This is a genomic window from Streptococcus sp. 1001283B150225_161107_H12, assembly GCF_015552665.1.
Lineage (GTDB): Bacteria > Bacillota > Bacilli > Lactobacillales > Streptococcaceae > Streptococcus.
Genome location: NZ_JADNFC010000005.1, coordinates 26,692 through 40,271, shown reverse-complemented (window position 1 = coordinate 40,271; position 13,580 = coordinate 26,692). Strand labels below are relative to the sequence as shown.

General features: G+C 42.9%; 15 protein-coding genes and 1 other annotated feature. Of the genes, 2 read left to right on the top strand and 13 right to left on the bottom strand.

Annotated elements, in window-relative coordinates:
- Positions 1-6: 6 nt before the first annotated feature.
- From I2C87_RS07785 to typA, 5 genes are all read right to left on the bottom strand, one after another.
- Positions 7-1,221, bottom strand: a complete 1,215-nt coding sequence (locus I2C87_RS07785; RefSeq protein WP_195324474.1) for a cell division protein FtsQ/DivIB — start codon at positions 1,219-1,221, stop codon at positions 7-9.
- The gene (locus I2C87_RS07780) at positions 1,218-2,288 is read right to left on the bottom strand and encodes a UDP-N-acetylglucosamine--N-acetylmuramyl-(pentapeptide) pyrophosphoryl-undecaprenol N-acetylglucosamine transferase (RefSeq protein ID WP_195324472.1); all 1,071 of its coding nucleotides are present in this window, start codon (positions 2,286-2,288) and stop codon (positions 1,218-1,220) included. Before I2C87_RS07780 ends, I2C87_RS07785 begins: the two co-directional genes overlap by 4 nt.
- 1 nt (position 2,289) lies before the next feature.
- Positions 2,290-3,642, bottom strand: coding sequence for a UDP-N-acetylmuramoyl-L-alanine--D-glutamate ligase (gene murD / locus I2C87_RS07775; RefSeq protein ID WP_195324471.1), 1,353 nt, complete (start codon positions 3,640-3,642; stop codon positions 2,290-2,292).
- Positions 3,643-3,824: 182 nt separating this feature from the next.
- Positions 3,825-4,091, bottom strand: a complete 267-nt coding sequence (locus I2C87_RS07770; RefSeq protein ID WP_023026447.1) for a DUF3165 family protein — start codon at positions 4,089-4,091, stop codon at positions 3,825-3,827.
- A 22-nt stretch (positions 4,092-4,113) separates the two neighbouring features.
- Positions 4,114-5,961, bottom strand: coding sequence for a translational GTPase TypA (gene typA / locus I2C87_RS07765; RefSeq protein ID WP_048715791.1), 1,848 nt, complete (start codon positions 5,959-5,961; stop codon positions 4,114-4,116).
- Between the two features lie 237 nt (positions 5,962-6,198).
- Between typA and I2C87_RS07760 the strand changes: the two genes are divergently transcribed.
- Entirely contained in the window at positions 6,199-6,924 is a 726-nt protein-coding gene (locus tag I2C87_RS07760; protein WP_195324469.1) for a 16S rRNA pseudouridine(516) synthase, read from the top strand.
- 35 nt (positions 6,925-6,959) lie between these two features.
- Here the strand turns inward: I2C87_RS07760 and I2C87_RS07755 are convergent, their stop codons facing one another.
- The 4 genes from I2C87_RS07755 to I2C87_RS07740 all read right to left on the bottom strand — a co-directional run bounded on the left by I2C87_RS07755 (position 6,960) and on the right by I2C87_RS07740 (position 8,521).
- Complete coding sequence (locus I2C87_RS07755; protein WP_195324467.1) at positions 6,960-7,193, bottom strand: hypothetical protein; 234 nt, start codon at positions 7,191-7,193, stop codon at positions 6,960-6,962.
- Positions 7,194-7,268: 75 nt separating this feature from the next.
- Positions 7,269-7,613, bottom strand: a complete 345-nt coding sequence (locus tag I2C87_RS07750) for a rhodanese-like domain-containing protein (RefSeq protein WP_042361384.1) — start codon at positions 7,611-7,613, stop codon at positions 7,269-7,271.
- 38 nt (positions 7,614-7,651) lie between these two features.
- Entirely contained in the window at positions 7,652-7,870 is a 219-nt protein-coding gene (locus tag I2C87_RS07745; protein WP_006596794.1) for a YqgQ family protein, read from the bottom strand.
- A 123-nt stretch (positions 7,871-7,993) separates the two neighbouring features.
- On the bottom strand, positions 7,994-8,521 hold the full coding sequence (locus I2C87_RS07740; RefSeq protein ID WP_006596795.1) for a Dps family protein: 528 nt from the start codon (positions 8,519-8,521) through the stop codon (positions 7,994-7,996).
- A 153-nt stretch (positions 8,522-8,674) separates the two neighbouring features.
- On the opposite strand from I2C87_RS07740, the gene I2C87_RS07735 reads away from it, so the two are divergent.
- Positions 8,675-9,334, top strand: coding sequence for a prepilin peptidase (locus I2C87_RS07735; RefSeq protein ID WP_195324464.1), 660 nt, complete (start codon positions 8,675-8,677; stop codon positions 9,332-9,334).
- A gap of 6 nt (positions 9,335-9,340) precedes the next feature.
- On the opposite strand, the gene trpB is transcribed toward I2C87_RS07735, so the two are convergent.
- The 4 genes from trpB to I2C87_RS07715 all read right to left on the bottom strand — a co-directional run bounded on the left by trpB (position 9,341) and on the right by I2C87_RS07715 (position 13,158).
- A complete protein-coding gene (trpB, locus tag I2C87_RS07730) occupies positions 9,341-10,528 on the bottom strand; it encodes a tryptophan synthase subunit beta (protein ID WP_195324462.1) in 1,188 nt (395 codons plus the stop codon).
- A gap of 120 nt (positions 10,529-10,648) precedes the next feature.
- Positions 10,649-10,884: a binding site (T-box leader), on the bottom strand.
- Between the two features lie 77 nt (positions 10,885-10,961).
- Positions 10,962-11,495: a VanZ family protein gene (locus I2C87_RS07725; protein WP_195324460.1), complete on the bottom strand. Its 534-nt coding sequence runs from the start codon at positions 11,493-11,495 to the stop codon at positions 10,962-10,964.
- A complete protein-coding gene (gene rlmN / locus I2C87_RS07720) occupies positions 11,473-12,561 on the bottom strand; it encodes a 23S rRNA (adenine(2503)-C(2))-methyltransferase RlmN (RefSeq protein WP_006596799.1) in 1,089 nt (362 codons plus the stop codon). The genes I2C87_RS07725 and rlmN overlap by 23 nt, the downstream gene beginning before the upstream one ends.
- Before the next feature lie 18 nt (positions 12,562-12,579).
- A complete protein-coding gene (locus I2C87_RS07715) occupies positions 12,580-13,158 on the bottom strand; it encodes a YutD family protein (protein ID WP_125335204.1) in 579 nt (192 codons plus the stop codon).
- Positions 13,159-13,580: the final 422 nt, after the last annotated feature.

The following is a 13,580-nucleotide window of genomic DNA, read 5'->3' as shown; positions in this document are numbered from 1 at the left end:
GAGGGTTTACTCAGCGGGAACTTCTTCGTGTTGCTCGGTTACGACTGCACTCTCATCAGAATCTGTCGAGTTAGCATCAGCTTCTTCTGTTTTGTTCCCTTCCCCTTCTTCTTTTTCTTTCTTTTCCTGAGCTAAAGTGGCCATTGTTTCTGCATTGTAACTATATATACCGGCTTCCATATCAATGACACTGTCATCTTCAATTAGCTTGCGAATTTGATGGTAATATGGCAATTTACGCTTGATTTGAGATACCGGTACTAGGACCTTAGTGCCATCCTTCATGGTCAGTGTCACCAAATCCTTAGTCACCTTGCTCGGTGTCAAGTCCACTGACTCAATTTTATCGCGCACAGAAGATGGTATTTTCCCCAATTGTTTGACGAATTGTCGGACCAATTCTCGATCAGAAAAACGAACGGCTAGGTAAGTCTTAGGAAGCTGATCCGCAGCAACTGGTGTCTCTACCACTTCCCCATTCTCTAATATAGGATAGTGATCTTCCTCCGTCACATAGTAACCAAAGACCTGGTATTCCTCAACCTGAACCTTAAACGTCGTAGGGAAGGCATAAGTCATCGAAATATCTTTGACCCATGGACTTGCCGCCTTCATATTGGCAAGATAACGGTCCCGATTTAAAAAGGTTGTCAAGGTATAATCCCGATCTTGGATGCGGCTTTTTTCAAACAACAAGGTCTGATCCGCATTTTTATTCCCTGAGAATTCGATGATTTTTTGCTTAGCTAAGGGTGTTAAAAGGTAGGCAGAAAAGACTGCAATCAAGGTACTGATCACCAAAACAGGAATAGCTCGATAGATGTGACGTCTCGCAATCTGACCTTCCTTTTTGGCCTTCTTCGCTAGTTCCTCTTCTTCGAACATTTCTTCTGAAGGCTCTGTTAGGTAGATGATTTTTTCTTCTTCATCCTCTTCGTCTATTTCGTCAGGAAGAGTTTCTTGCACTTCCTCCTCAGCCAGATTAGCCTCCTTCTCTTTTTCTTCTTCTGCAGTCTCGGTATCTTGCTCTTCTGCATTTAATTCTTCAGAGGGAGTTTTTTGATTCAGAAGTTCCTGTCTTTCCTTCTCTTCTTGTGCCTTCTTTTCTTTTTCTTCTTGCTCTTCTAATTGTTTCTTTTTTTGATACTCCTGGTTTCGTCTCTGCCATTCAGAGAGCTTAGTGACTTCCTTAGGAGTTTTTTGGTTCTTCTTATCCGTCATTTTTTCCTTTTATTAATTTCTTGATGGACTAGACTGTAAAATTCATCCAAGGAAAGCAATTCATTCGAAGCCTTCATCGCTTGATGATAGCTTTCTGCCCCTTGGAACATTTTATCCATCGTTTCTTGCAACCGATCCATGCTCAATTCTGGCTCGGTGATGGTTTCTGCATAGCCTTTTTCCACAAAATATTGAGCATTTTCAATCTGATCTCCCCGACTAGCTTCTTTCCCTAGGGGAACGATGATATGGAGCTTATCCATGGCCAAGAGTTCAAAAATCGTATTGGCACCTCCACGAGTCACCACTAAATCTGCCTGGTGAAGCAAAGGAAGATAGTGATCCGTCACGTAATCCACGCGATAAAGATGAGGTGCTTGTTCATTCAAGGAAGAGTCCCCTGTCAAATTAATGACATTGTAGCTTGCCAACAAGGCTTCTCGATTTTTTGTGACAAACTCATTGAACACTCGCGCGCCAGCAGAGCCACCCACAAAGAGGAGGGTTGGCAACTGTGGATCAAATTGAGCAAATACTGCTTCCAATTCTACTGGGGTTGGAAGGGCTTCCTGATGAACCTTGGTCACAGCTCCCACATGTTGGGCTTTCACTAGGCTTTTCGGCTGCTCAAAGGTTGTGAACATTTTTGTCGCAAACTTATAAGCAATTTTATTGGCCAAGCCCATGGAACGGTCGGATTCATGGACCAATACAGGAACAAAACAGAGTCGCGCAGCCACTACCGGAGGAACTGAAACGAATCCTCCTTTAGAAAACAAAACCTGCGGCCGTACACGAAGCATAATCCAAATCGATTGGAGAATTCCCCAGAAGACCTTGAAGATATCCAACATATTTTGCCAAGAGAAATAACGGCGCAACTTGCCCGTCGCAATCGAATGGAAATGGATGTCCAAGCCAGACTTCAAAATCTCTTGGTGCTCAATCCCTTTCTTGTCCCCAATATAATGAACTTCCCAACCATCCTCGATGAAGCGAGGGATGAGGAGAAGGTTCAAGGTCACATGCCCAACTGTACCTCCCCCTGTAAATACTATTTTTTTCATATTATTTTTTCAACTCTTCTACTGTTTTAAGGAACTCATCGCCTCGCACTTCGAAATTCGCGTACATATCCCAGCTGGCATTGGCTGGACTAAGCAAGACGATATCACCTGGCTCAGCTATTTCAAAGGCTTTGCGCGTTGCATCTGCCACATCCGCCGCATCTAGATAGGCAACACCCGCTTGATCCGCTGCTCGTTTCACCCGTTCAGCAGACTCTCCAAGGATGACCATCTTTTTAAGACCAGTAATATCTGGCACCAATTCGTCAAACTCATTGCCTCGGTCCAAGCCACCAGCGATCAAGATGACATGAGCATTATCAAATCCAGACAAGGCTTTTTGGGTTGCTAAGACGTTGGTAGACTTGCTATCATTGTAGAATTTCACCCCTTCAATCTCAGCTACATACTGCAAGCGGTGCTTCACCCCGCCAAAGGCTGATAAGGTTTCTTGGATAGTTTGATTGTCAACGCCACGAAGTTTGGCCACTGCAATAGTAGCTAAAGCATTTTCTACATTGTGGCTACCTGGTACTCCAATTTGATCTGCTCGCATAACGGCTTCACCTCGGAAGTAAAGGACACCGTCCTCTAAATAAGCTCCGTCTACCTTTTCTTGGGTTGAAAATGGCACCACAGTAGCCTCTGTTTGCTGAGCCAAGTCTTTGGCTAGATCTTGGTTAAAGTTTAGTACTACAAAATCCTTGGCAGTCATATTCTTTTGAATCGCCCATTTTGCAGCTACATAGCCTTCGAAAGATCCATGGTAATCCAAGTGGGTCGGCATCAAATTGGTAATGACTGCGATTTCTGGGTGAAAGGCTTCAATCCCCATCAATTGGAAGGAAGATAATTCCATTACCAATGTGTCTTTCGCTGTCGCTGTTTGAGCGACTTGACTAGCTGGAAAACCAATATTTCCAGACAAGAGACCGTTTTGTCCAGCAGCCGTTAATACTTCTCCAATCATGGTAGTGGTGGTTGTTTTTCCGTTTGAACCAGTGATTCCGATGATGGGCGCTTCTGAAATGAGGTAGGCCAATTCAACTTCGGTCAAAACAGGAATGCCTTTTTCAAGGGCCCGTTCAACCATAGGATTCGTGTAAGGAATTCCAGGGTTCTTCACCATCACCGCAAAGTCTTCATCCAAGAGTTCCAGAGGATGTCCTCCTGTCACAACTTTGATCCCTTCTTCCAGCAAGCTTTGGGCTGCAGGATTTTCTTCAAAGGCTTTGCCATCATTCACCGTTACGATAGCTCCTAGGCGATCGAGTAGTCGTGCTGCAGATTCTCCAGACTTAGCCAATCCTAAAACAAGGACTTTTTTATTTTTAAATGTTTCAATGACGTTCATAGCATTTTTCTCTCCAATTTGTTCACCTTCTATTTTACCCTTTTTTAGACAAATTAAAAAGTCTAAAGACAGCAAAAGAAGCAACACGTATAAAAATGACCGCTTCACCATCTGTCATAAAAAAAGAGTCGCCATGATTTTATATCACAACAACTCTATTTTATGGAGACAAGCTCTCCAGTTTATTCTGATTTATCCAGGCGTTTAGAAGACTTGGTCGGCAATCGCGAAATATCAACGAGGGCCAGGTAGCCTACAAAAGCAAGGAAGGCGCCCACAAAAAATTCTGAAGGCAATTGGAAAATTTGGAAAATCGCTAAGCAAAGGAGGATGACCAAAGAGACCAATAATACGACTAGGGTAACTACATTCAGAGTTCCTCTGATGCTCTTTGGAGCTGCAAAAAGGTAAAAAAGGAGGATCAAAATACCTATAATTAAATAAACCATTTTGTCACTCCTTTCTTATTCCTTATTCAGCTGCAGCTGATTTTTTCTTTTTGTTTGCTTTTTCGCGCTCTGCCTTATTCAAGATTTGTTTACGTAGACGGATTGATTCAGGTGTTACTTCCATGTACTCATCGTCGTTCAAGAACTCGAGTGATTCTTCAAGCGTCAAGATACGAGGAGTCTTGATAACCGCTGTTTGGTCCTTAGTAGCGGAACGAACGTTAGTCATTTGTTTAGCTTTCGTGATATTAACAGTCAAGTCGTTCTCACGAGAGTTTTCACCGATGATCATGCCTTCGTAAACCTCAGTACCTGGGTTAACAAAGATGGTTCCACGTTCTTCGATAGACATGATAGAGTAGGTTGTTGCCTTACCAGTATCGATAGAAACAAGGGCACCACGGTGACGACCACCGATTTCCCCTGGAATCAATGGCAAGTATTGGTCAAAGGTATGGTTCATGATCCCGTAACCACGAGTCATTGACAAGAATTCAGTTGAGTATCCAATCAAACCACGCGCAGGAACAAGGAAGACCAAACGAGTTTGACCGTTACCTGTTGCAACCATATCCAACATTTCACCCTTACGTTCAGAAAGGCTTTGGATGACAGACCCTTGGTATTCTTCTGGTGTGTCGATTTGCACACGTTCAAACGGCTCACATTTCACACCATCGATTTCTTTAATGATAACCTCTGGACGAGATACTTGAAGCTCGTATCCTTCACGACGCATGGTTTCGATCAAGATAGACAAGTGCAATTCCCCACGTCCTGAAACGGTCCATTTATCTGGTGAGTCTGTTGGTTCTACACGAAGAGAAACGTCTGTTTGCAATTCTGCTTGAAGGCGCTCTTCGACCTTACGAGAAGTCACCCATTTCCCTTCACGACCAGCAAAAGGTGAGTTGTTGACCAAGAAGGTCATTTGAAGGGTTGGCTCATCGATATGAAGAACTGGAAGAGCTTCAATAGCATCTGTTGGAGTAATGGTTTCACCAACGAAGATATCTTCCATACCTGATACGGCAATCAAGTCACCTGCTTTAGCTTCTTGGATTTCACGACGTTCCAAACCAAAGAAACCAAAGAGTTTCGTAACACGGAAGTTCTTCGTTGTGCCGTCTAGTTTAGAAAGGGTTACTTGGTCCCCAACTTTTACGGTACCACGGAAGATACGTCCGATACCGATACGTCCTACGAAGTCATTGTAGTCAAGAAGAGACACTTGGAATTGAAGTGGCTCATCTGAGTTATCAACTGGAGCTGGGATGTGATCGATAATGGTGTCAAAGATTGGCGCCATGGTCTTTTCTTGATCTGCTGGATCATCTGACAAGGAAGATGTTCCGTTGATCGCTGATGCATAAACAACTGGGAAGTCAAGTTGGTCATCATCCGCACCAAGCTCGATGAAGAGTTCCAAGACTTCGTCTACTACTTCTGCTGGACGAGCAGATGGCTTATCGATTTTGTTAACTACAACGATTGGCACAAGGTCTTGTTCCAAGGCTTTTTTCAATACGAAACGAGTCTGCGGCATGGTTCCTTCGTAGGCATCTACGACCAAAACAACACCGTCAACCATTTTCATGATCCGCTCAACTTCTCCACCGAAGTCCGCGTGTCCTGGTGTGTCCATGATGTTGATACGAGTCCCGTTGTAAGCAACGGCTGTATTTTTCGCAAGGATGGTGATTCCACGCTCTTTTTCGATATCGTTTGAGTCCATTGCACGCTCTGCCAACTCTGTACGCGCGTCAAGAGTTTCAGATTGTTTCAACAATTCGTCAACGAGGGTTGTTTTACCGTGGTCGACGTGGGCGATAATCGCGATATTACGGATATCTTCTCTTAATTTTGTCATGATTTCCTCTATTGTATTCAAAAATTTATTTTCTAACTGAACGATTATACCACAATTTTAAGCAAATGACTTAACTCAAGTAAGTGTAAATGTTTTCATGCTTTCTTTCGAAAACCTTCTTTCTCATTCCCACTCCTAACCACTCTATTCATGAAAATCTTTCACCTCTTTATCCCATTTCTTCATCCTTTTTCCGAATACTTGTGCTTCTCTCCATTTCATGCTATCCTGTCTTTTATGAGATTAGATCAATTACTGGCCCACTACCAAATTCCCCGCAAGGAAATCAAACAAAGCCTAGCCAAAAGGCAGATTTTGGTTGACGGACTTGCTGCAACAAAATTATCCCAAAATGTGGATACAGGTCTCCAAGAAGTTCGCTGGAAGGATCGGATCCTTACCGACTGTTCCCATCACTATTTTCTTCTTCATAAACCTCAAGGACTAGTGACGGCTACCAAGGATGCCCAACATCCTACAGTGTTGGATCTCCTCCGAGCAGAAGACCGGACCCCCAAGACCTATCCTATCGGTCGACTGGATCGGGATACGACCGGACTCCTCCTACTCACAGACAATGGACCTCTAGGTTTCCAACTCCTTCATCCCCAATACCATATTGAAAAAGAATACGCGGTAACAGTCAACGGTCCTCTTGAACCCGCTCATATAGAGGAATTTCAAGAAGGAATCACCTTCTTAGACGGGACCAGGTGTAAGCCGGCCAAACTAAAAATCCTTAACTCCAGCCTTACCGAAAGCCAGGCCCTGATCACCCTGTCTGAAGGGAAATTTCATCAGGTGAAAAAGATGTTTCTCTCTGTCGGTGTCAAGGTAACTAGCCTCAAGCGAATCAAATTTGGAGATTTTTCATTAGACCCCGACCTAACAACAGGTGATTACCGCCCCTTGAACCAAGAGGAATTGAAAATCATTAAAAACTACTTAGAGAAAAGTGGATAAAACAAAAAAAGCTTTAGTTTTAAAGCTTTTTTGTTTTAGTTAATCCCCGAAAGTTGTGAGATGACTATAAGACAGTTAACTACAGAAAGCACAATTCCTAAAATAGAGAGAATTTTTTCTGTGGTATAGTCTAGTCCAGATTCTCTTTGATTTGAACTTGCCAAGACCAATCCTAGGATACCCAAAATCGGACTTACTAATGGAAATACAAAAGCAAGGATGATAGATAGGATCCCCATAACAAGTGAGGCGTTATTCTTTTCTTGCAATTTCTAGAAACTCCTTAAAATTAATATCATTTTATGATGGCGCATCAAGCGTCTTTAGCAAAATGTTCCTTGATTTTAACTAGTCTTGACTTTCCCATCCCATGAATCCAAACCATAGGACAAGATATAGATATCTTTATAGCCCTGTTTTTTCAAGAAGAGAGCCGCATTGGTCACACGGGACCCACGACTGTTCTCATAGAGCAAGACTGGTTTATCTTTGCGAAGAGCAGACAGACTCACTTTTAACTGGTTGGAAGGAATATTCCGAGCTCCCAAAATATGCTTAGCGTGGAACTCATTTGGATCACGCAAGTCCACTAATTGGCCTTTGCGGATCAATTCTTCAAACTCTGCATTGTCGACAATTTTTGCTGCACGACGGATACGGAAGTAATTGTAGCCCATCCAGCCAAACATCCCTAAAACAATCAACCATACTAAAATATTTGTTAAACTCACTTTTCTTTTTCCTCTTCTAAATAGCGTAATTCCTGTGCGTGTTCTCTACGTAAGACGGCTTCTGCTTCTAGATAATCCAATTTTTCCATCAGCCCAGCGTCATAGATCCTTTTCAATTCAATCTTCATCAATTCGATGTCGTAAAGTCGTTTTCCGACATAAATAATGATTCCAAATTTTTTCAGAAATTGTTGAACGTCGTACAGGGTTTTCATGTGCTTATTCTATCAAATCTTTCAAGTATTTTCAAGATGGCCCCTGTTTTATTTACAGGAAAGATCACTTCCAAACAAAAATGAGCCTCCCAAGCAAGGAAGGCTCATTTGTTTATTTTCAGATTACAAACCTGGTGCTTGGCCCAATTCAGCGGCAATCATCCAGATATGTTTTTCCAATTCAGCTTTTGCACCAACAAAGATATCGTTGGTCACGTCATCTCCTTCAGCATCTGTGATATCCAAAGCTTTTTGATAAAGACTTACCAAGTAGCGGAAGATAGAAAGGACACGTCCCAAATTTTCTTCCATAGAGCGTTCGAATGAACCTTTTTCTTCTTGGATGTTGCTGTGTTCCAAGAACTCAACCATGCTAGCGTATGGGGCACCACCCAAGGTAATCAAGCGTTCACTCACTTCATCAAGAGTCGCATCTAAGCTTTCCATGTACTCATCCATTTTTGGATGCCATACGAGGAAACCACGGCCACGCATATACCAGTGCACTTGGTGCAAGGCAATATGAGCGACATAAAGGTCTGCCACCACTTGATTCAAAACCGCTTTTGTATCGGTTAAACTCTTGCTTACTTCGCTGATTGTTGCAAATGTTGCTACATCTTTTGCTGCTTCTTTTTTAATTGTTGTCATAACTAAATTCTCCTTTTTTAGAATTATTCTAATTTAGTTATATTATAATCCTTCTAATTAAGAAATGCAAGAGAAAATGCTTAAATAAGAAAAGTTAGAAAATTGTTTCAGTTCTAATCGTTATTCGTCATCTTTTTTACGAATTATATAAGTATGATTAACTTTTATTTTTTTACAGTCGGTGCCTGCATCGCCTCCTTTTTAGGGCTCGTCATTGACCGCTTTCCAGAAAGCTCCATCATCTGTCCGAGAAGCCACTGCGATCGTTGCCAACAGACCTTAAGACCTCTGGACCTGATTCCCATTCTCTCACAAGTACTTTTTCGATTCCGTTGTCGCTACTGCCAGAGTCCTCTTCCTTATTGGTATGCCCTTTTTGAAGGCTGGAGTGGCCTCCTTTTTTTGCTATGCTATCAGGGCTTTCTTCCCATTCCTCATCTCCTGCTTCTGCTTGGCAGTTGTGTTTTGGCTATCTATGATTTGCGCTCCATGGAGTACCCTCTCCTTCTCTGGCTAATACTCCACACTCTTTGCCTACTTTGCACCGGTCCTACCCTCTTAATGGGAGTCTTTCTCTTCTTAGGAATTCTATCTTGTCTTTACTCCATTGGCATTGGAGCAGGGGACTTTCTCTTACTGGCTACTTTTTCTTTGACCCTCTCAGCTACCCAAGTCCTCCTAGTCATGCAAGGGGCTTCCCTCATTGGTCTCCTGGTCTTTCTCTTTAAAAAAGAAAAAGACCGGATTCCTTTCGTTCCCTGTCTTTTTCTGAGTTATCATGCTTTACTCTTTTTTACAATTTTTAGCAGATAAGATTGTTTAGTTTGTAGCTTTCGCTTCTAGATAATCTGCAATAGCAGCTACATCCTTATCCCCACGTCCTGAAATATTGATGATGATAATCTTGTCTTTGTCCAATTGTGGAGCACGTTTGACAGCTTCTGCAATCGCGTGGGAACTTTCAATAGCTGGGAGGATCCCTTCTGTCTTACTGAGAAGAAGAAGAGCTTGAACTGCTTCATCATCTGTCGCAGCTACATATTCGACACGACCAGAGTCTTTAAAGAAAGCATGCTCTGGACCAACCCCTGGGTAGTCCAAACCAGCAGAGATTGAGTACACTGGCGCTACTTTTCCATCTTCTCCAAAGACAGCATAGGTCTTCATGCCATCGACAACTCCAATAGTCCCCTTGCTCATGGTCGCTGCGTGCTGATCAGTATCCAAACCATGGCCTGCCGCTTCAACTCCGACCAATTTGACTTCTTCATCACCTACATATTGGGAGAAGGCACCAATGGCATTGGATCCCCCACCAACACAGGCAATGACATAATCCGGCAAACGCCCTTCTTTTTCCAAGATTTGGCGTTTAGATTCTTCACTGATCACCTTTTGGAATTCATGCACAATGGTTGGGTAGGGGTGAGGTCCAACGGCAGAACCCAAGACATAAAAAGCATCCAGATCCGCCATCCATGCTCCAAAAGCAGCATCAACAGCGTCTTTCAAGGTCTTTGTACCTGTTTCAACCGCATGGACGGTTGCCCCCATCATTTCCATGCGGAAGACATTGAGACGTTGGCGTTCCACGTCTTCTGCCCCCATGTAGACATCACAGGCCATGCCAAACTTAGCTGCCGCAGCTGCTGTAGCTACACCGTGTTGACCAGCTCCTGTTTCAGCAATCACGCGCGTTTTGCCCATGCGTTTGGCCAAGAGGATTTGCCCCAAGACGTTATTTAACTTGTGCGAACCTAGGTGATTCAGATCTTCGCGCTTCAAATAAATTTTTGCCCCACCTAAATGTTCTGTCAAACTTTCCGCAAAGTAGAGCGGAGTTTCCCGTCCAGAATAATCTTTCAAATAATGTTTGTATTCTGCGATAAATTCTGGGTCATTTTTGTATTGTTCAAAAGTTGCCTCTAATTGATCCAGCAAGTTTTGAATGGGTTCTGGTACGAAAGATCCACCAAATTGTCCGAAATATCCTTTAGTTTCTGTCATGATTGTGTCCTCTTTTCTATATTTTCAATTCTGTTTATGATTTTTTCTCTCGATGGTCCTTTGAGCTGCAGTCTCACTGGATCCCTTTGAGATACAAAAAACCTCACACAGAAAAATCTGTGTGAGGACGATTCGATACCGCGGTGCCACCTCCATTGTAGGAAAATAGTCTTTCTCCTACATCTCTGACCTGTCTAACAACAGGGTGCACGATAAGGTGTGCTCACCGAATTTTTATTGTTTCAAATTCATCATCATAAACGCATCAGCCCATTTCAAGATTCACCACTGCTTGTTCGCAATCACCACAAGCTCCCTGGAAGTGAGAAAAACCTCTACTTTTCTGATGTCTTGAAGCTATTATAGCTCCCGCTTCTGACTTTGTCAACCCAAAATTTGAAATCGTATTCAATCGTTCGGATTTTAGTCCAAACTAAAATAGATTATCCTTACCCATAGAAGCTTGCACCCATTTAAAACACAGATAGGCTAGGTAGCCTCCCAGAGTATTGGTCCACAAATCATCTATCTCAAACACCCGATTGAAATCAAACAAGAGGTCTAGCACAATCTGACTAAGCTCAATCCACACACTCATCCCTAGACTAAAGCAAAGGACGCGTTTCCTAGTACCTAGCCAAGGCCAGAGCCACAATAGTTGAAAAACCAAAGGGAACAAGAGAAAGATATTGGCTATATTCTGTACAAGCACCTTGATCAGCTGGAGCAGACTAGTCACTTGACCTAGGTTGATGAGAGAATTAAAGGGAATCAGTAATACGACTACACGACCAAAATGCTGAATCCCAGGTGTTTCCATCCCTGGTTCAGGCCGCTGGGGAAGAAAACACATGAGGCAGAGCAGGACAAAATAGAAGAAACTGCCACCTAGTAGCAGTTGTCTTCCTTTTTTTGTTAATTGCCCTTGTTCTATCAGCCTGTTGTTACGGTTGAGCTTCTTCAACAATGGCTTTCTCCCGGTCTCTCTTCATCGTATTAGAACGCAATTGTCCACAAGCGGCATCGATATCCGTACCATGCTCTTGACGAACCACGCAGTTGACTCCGTTTTTCTTCAAGGTGTCATAGAAGGCCATCACGCGCTCTCTTGGACTCCGGCTATATTGGTCATGCTCACTAACTGGGTTGTAAGGGATCAAGTTGACATAAGATAGCTTCTTGATCTTTTTGAGGAGTTCTGCCAATTCCAAGGCTTGCTCAACACCATCATTGACTTCGTTGAGCATGATGTACTCGAAGGTCACCCGACGGTTGGTCGTTTCGATATAGTACTCAATGGCCGCAAATAATTTCTCAATCGGGAAGGCCCGGTTGATTTTCATGATGCTAGAACGCAAGTCATTGTTTGGAGCATGCAGGGATACTGCCAAATTGACCTGAACCCCTTCATTGGCAAAATCACGAATCTTATGAGCCAAGCCAGACGTTGAAACGGTAATGTGGCGGGCACCGATAGCCAACCCCTTGTCATCATTGACCGTACGGACAAAGCTCAAGACATTCTTGTAGTTGTCAAACGGCTCACCAATTCCCATCACAACGATGTGGCTGACGCGTTCATCTTGTCCACGTTCGTCAAAGTATTTTTGAACCAACATGATTTGGGCAACGATTTCCCCACTGTTCAAATCGCGTTGTTTCTTGATCAAACCAGATGCACAGAAGGTACAGCCGATGTTGCACCCTACCTGAGTGGTGACACAGACTGACAAGCCGTAGTGTTGACGCATCAATACTGTCTCGATCAACATGCCATCTGGCAATTCAAAGAGGTATTTGACAGTCCCATCTGCCGACTCTTGCACGATTCGTTGTTTCAAAGGATTAATCACGAACTGGTCGTTCAAGGTTTCAATCAAGTCCTTCGATAGGTTGGTCATTTCTTCAAATGACTGGACGCGTTTGCGATAGAGCCATTCCCAGATTTGGGTCGCTCGGAATTTCTTTTCACCATTTTCTTCTGCCCACTCGATCAGTTCTTGTCGAGTCAAGCCATAAATTGAAGGTTTCATCTTATCTCTTTTCTCTCTTTACTTTTGACGGATGACAAAGTGGCGTTCTTGCTCACCCTGTGCATCTTTTTTTCTAGACCGCTGACGGTTCTTTTTCTTTGGTTGAGAAGTCTTTTGTTTTTGCTCTTGTTCACGTTCCCGTGACTGATTTTTAGAACGATTCCGGCGATTTTGACGACCGCCACGCTTAGCAGAACGGTTCCCTTCTTCCTGTTGTTTAGGAGAAGATTTCTTGTCAAAGGATGCTCGACGGGGTTCTGCATTTTCTAGGACAAAATAAGCACAGCCATAGCTACAGTATTCTAATAAATAATCTTCCAGACGGCTGATTTTCTCTGCATCTGTGACAGGGCGATCATCTTTATAGAAGCCACGTAGACGCAACTGTTCATTGCTCCAATCACCGACAATGTAATCAAATTTGGTCAAAACCTCTGAAAAACGCTGGCCAAAGACCGTCGCATCAAAGGCATCATTTTGATTCTCAACCAGCTCAAATGTCAATTGTTCTGCTAGCACTTGACTGCCAACCAGACGAAATTCCGGTCCGGGATATTTATTGTAATTAAATAATTCAGGGGATATTTCTTTGCGCATAGCCTTCCTTTATTCATACCTTTAGTTGTAACACTTTATTTTATCATAAATCCCTATCTTTAGATAGAATTTCAACGGAAAAGAGAAAATCTGTAAAAAGTCTGACGATTTAATTTACCTTTTCTTGCTGTCACATTATAAAAAGCAGGCTTTTTCAAAGCCTGCTCAGATGGAAAATAAAGTCTTCTGAAAAACTTTCCTTAGGTGAGTACGGACGTCAGCGAACTTCGTAGAAGTTCCATGACTAATTATTGAGCCTCTTCGCTCTTTAATTTCTGGGCTTAGGCTAAAACAGTTCCCCAAACTGTTTTACTCTCAATAATTCCGTGTGCCTGAAACAATTGCGTTTCAGGCACTTTTCTCACGGCGGAAAGTTTTTTAGATGACTTCGTCTTCAATCTAAAACAAAGAAGGCAATCTTT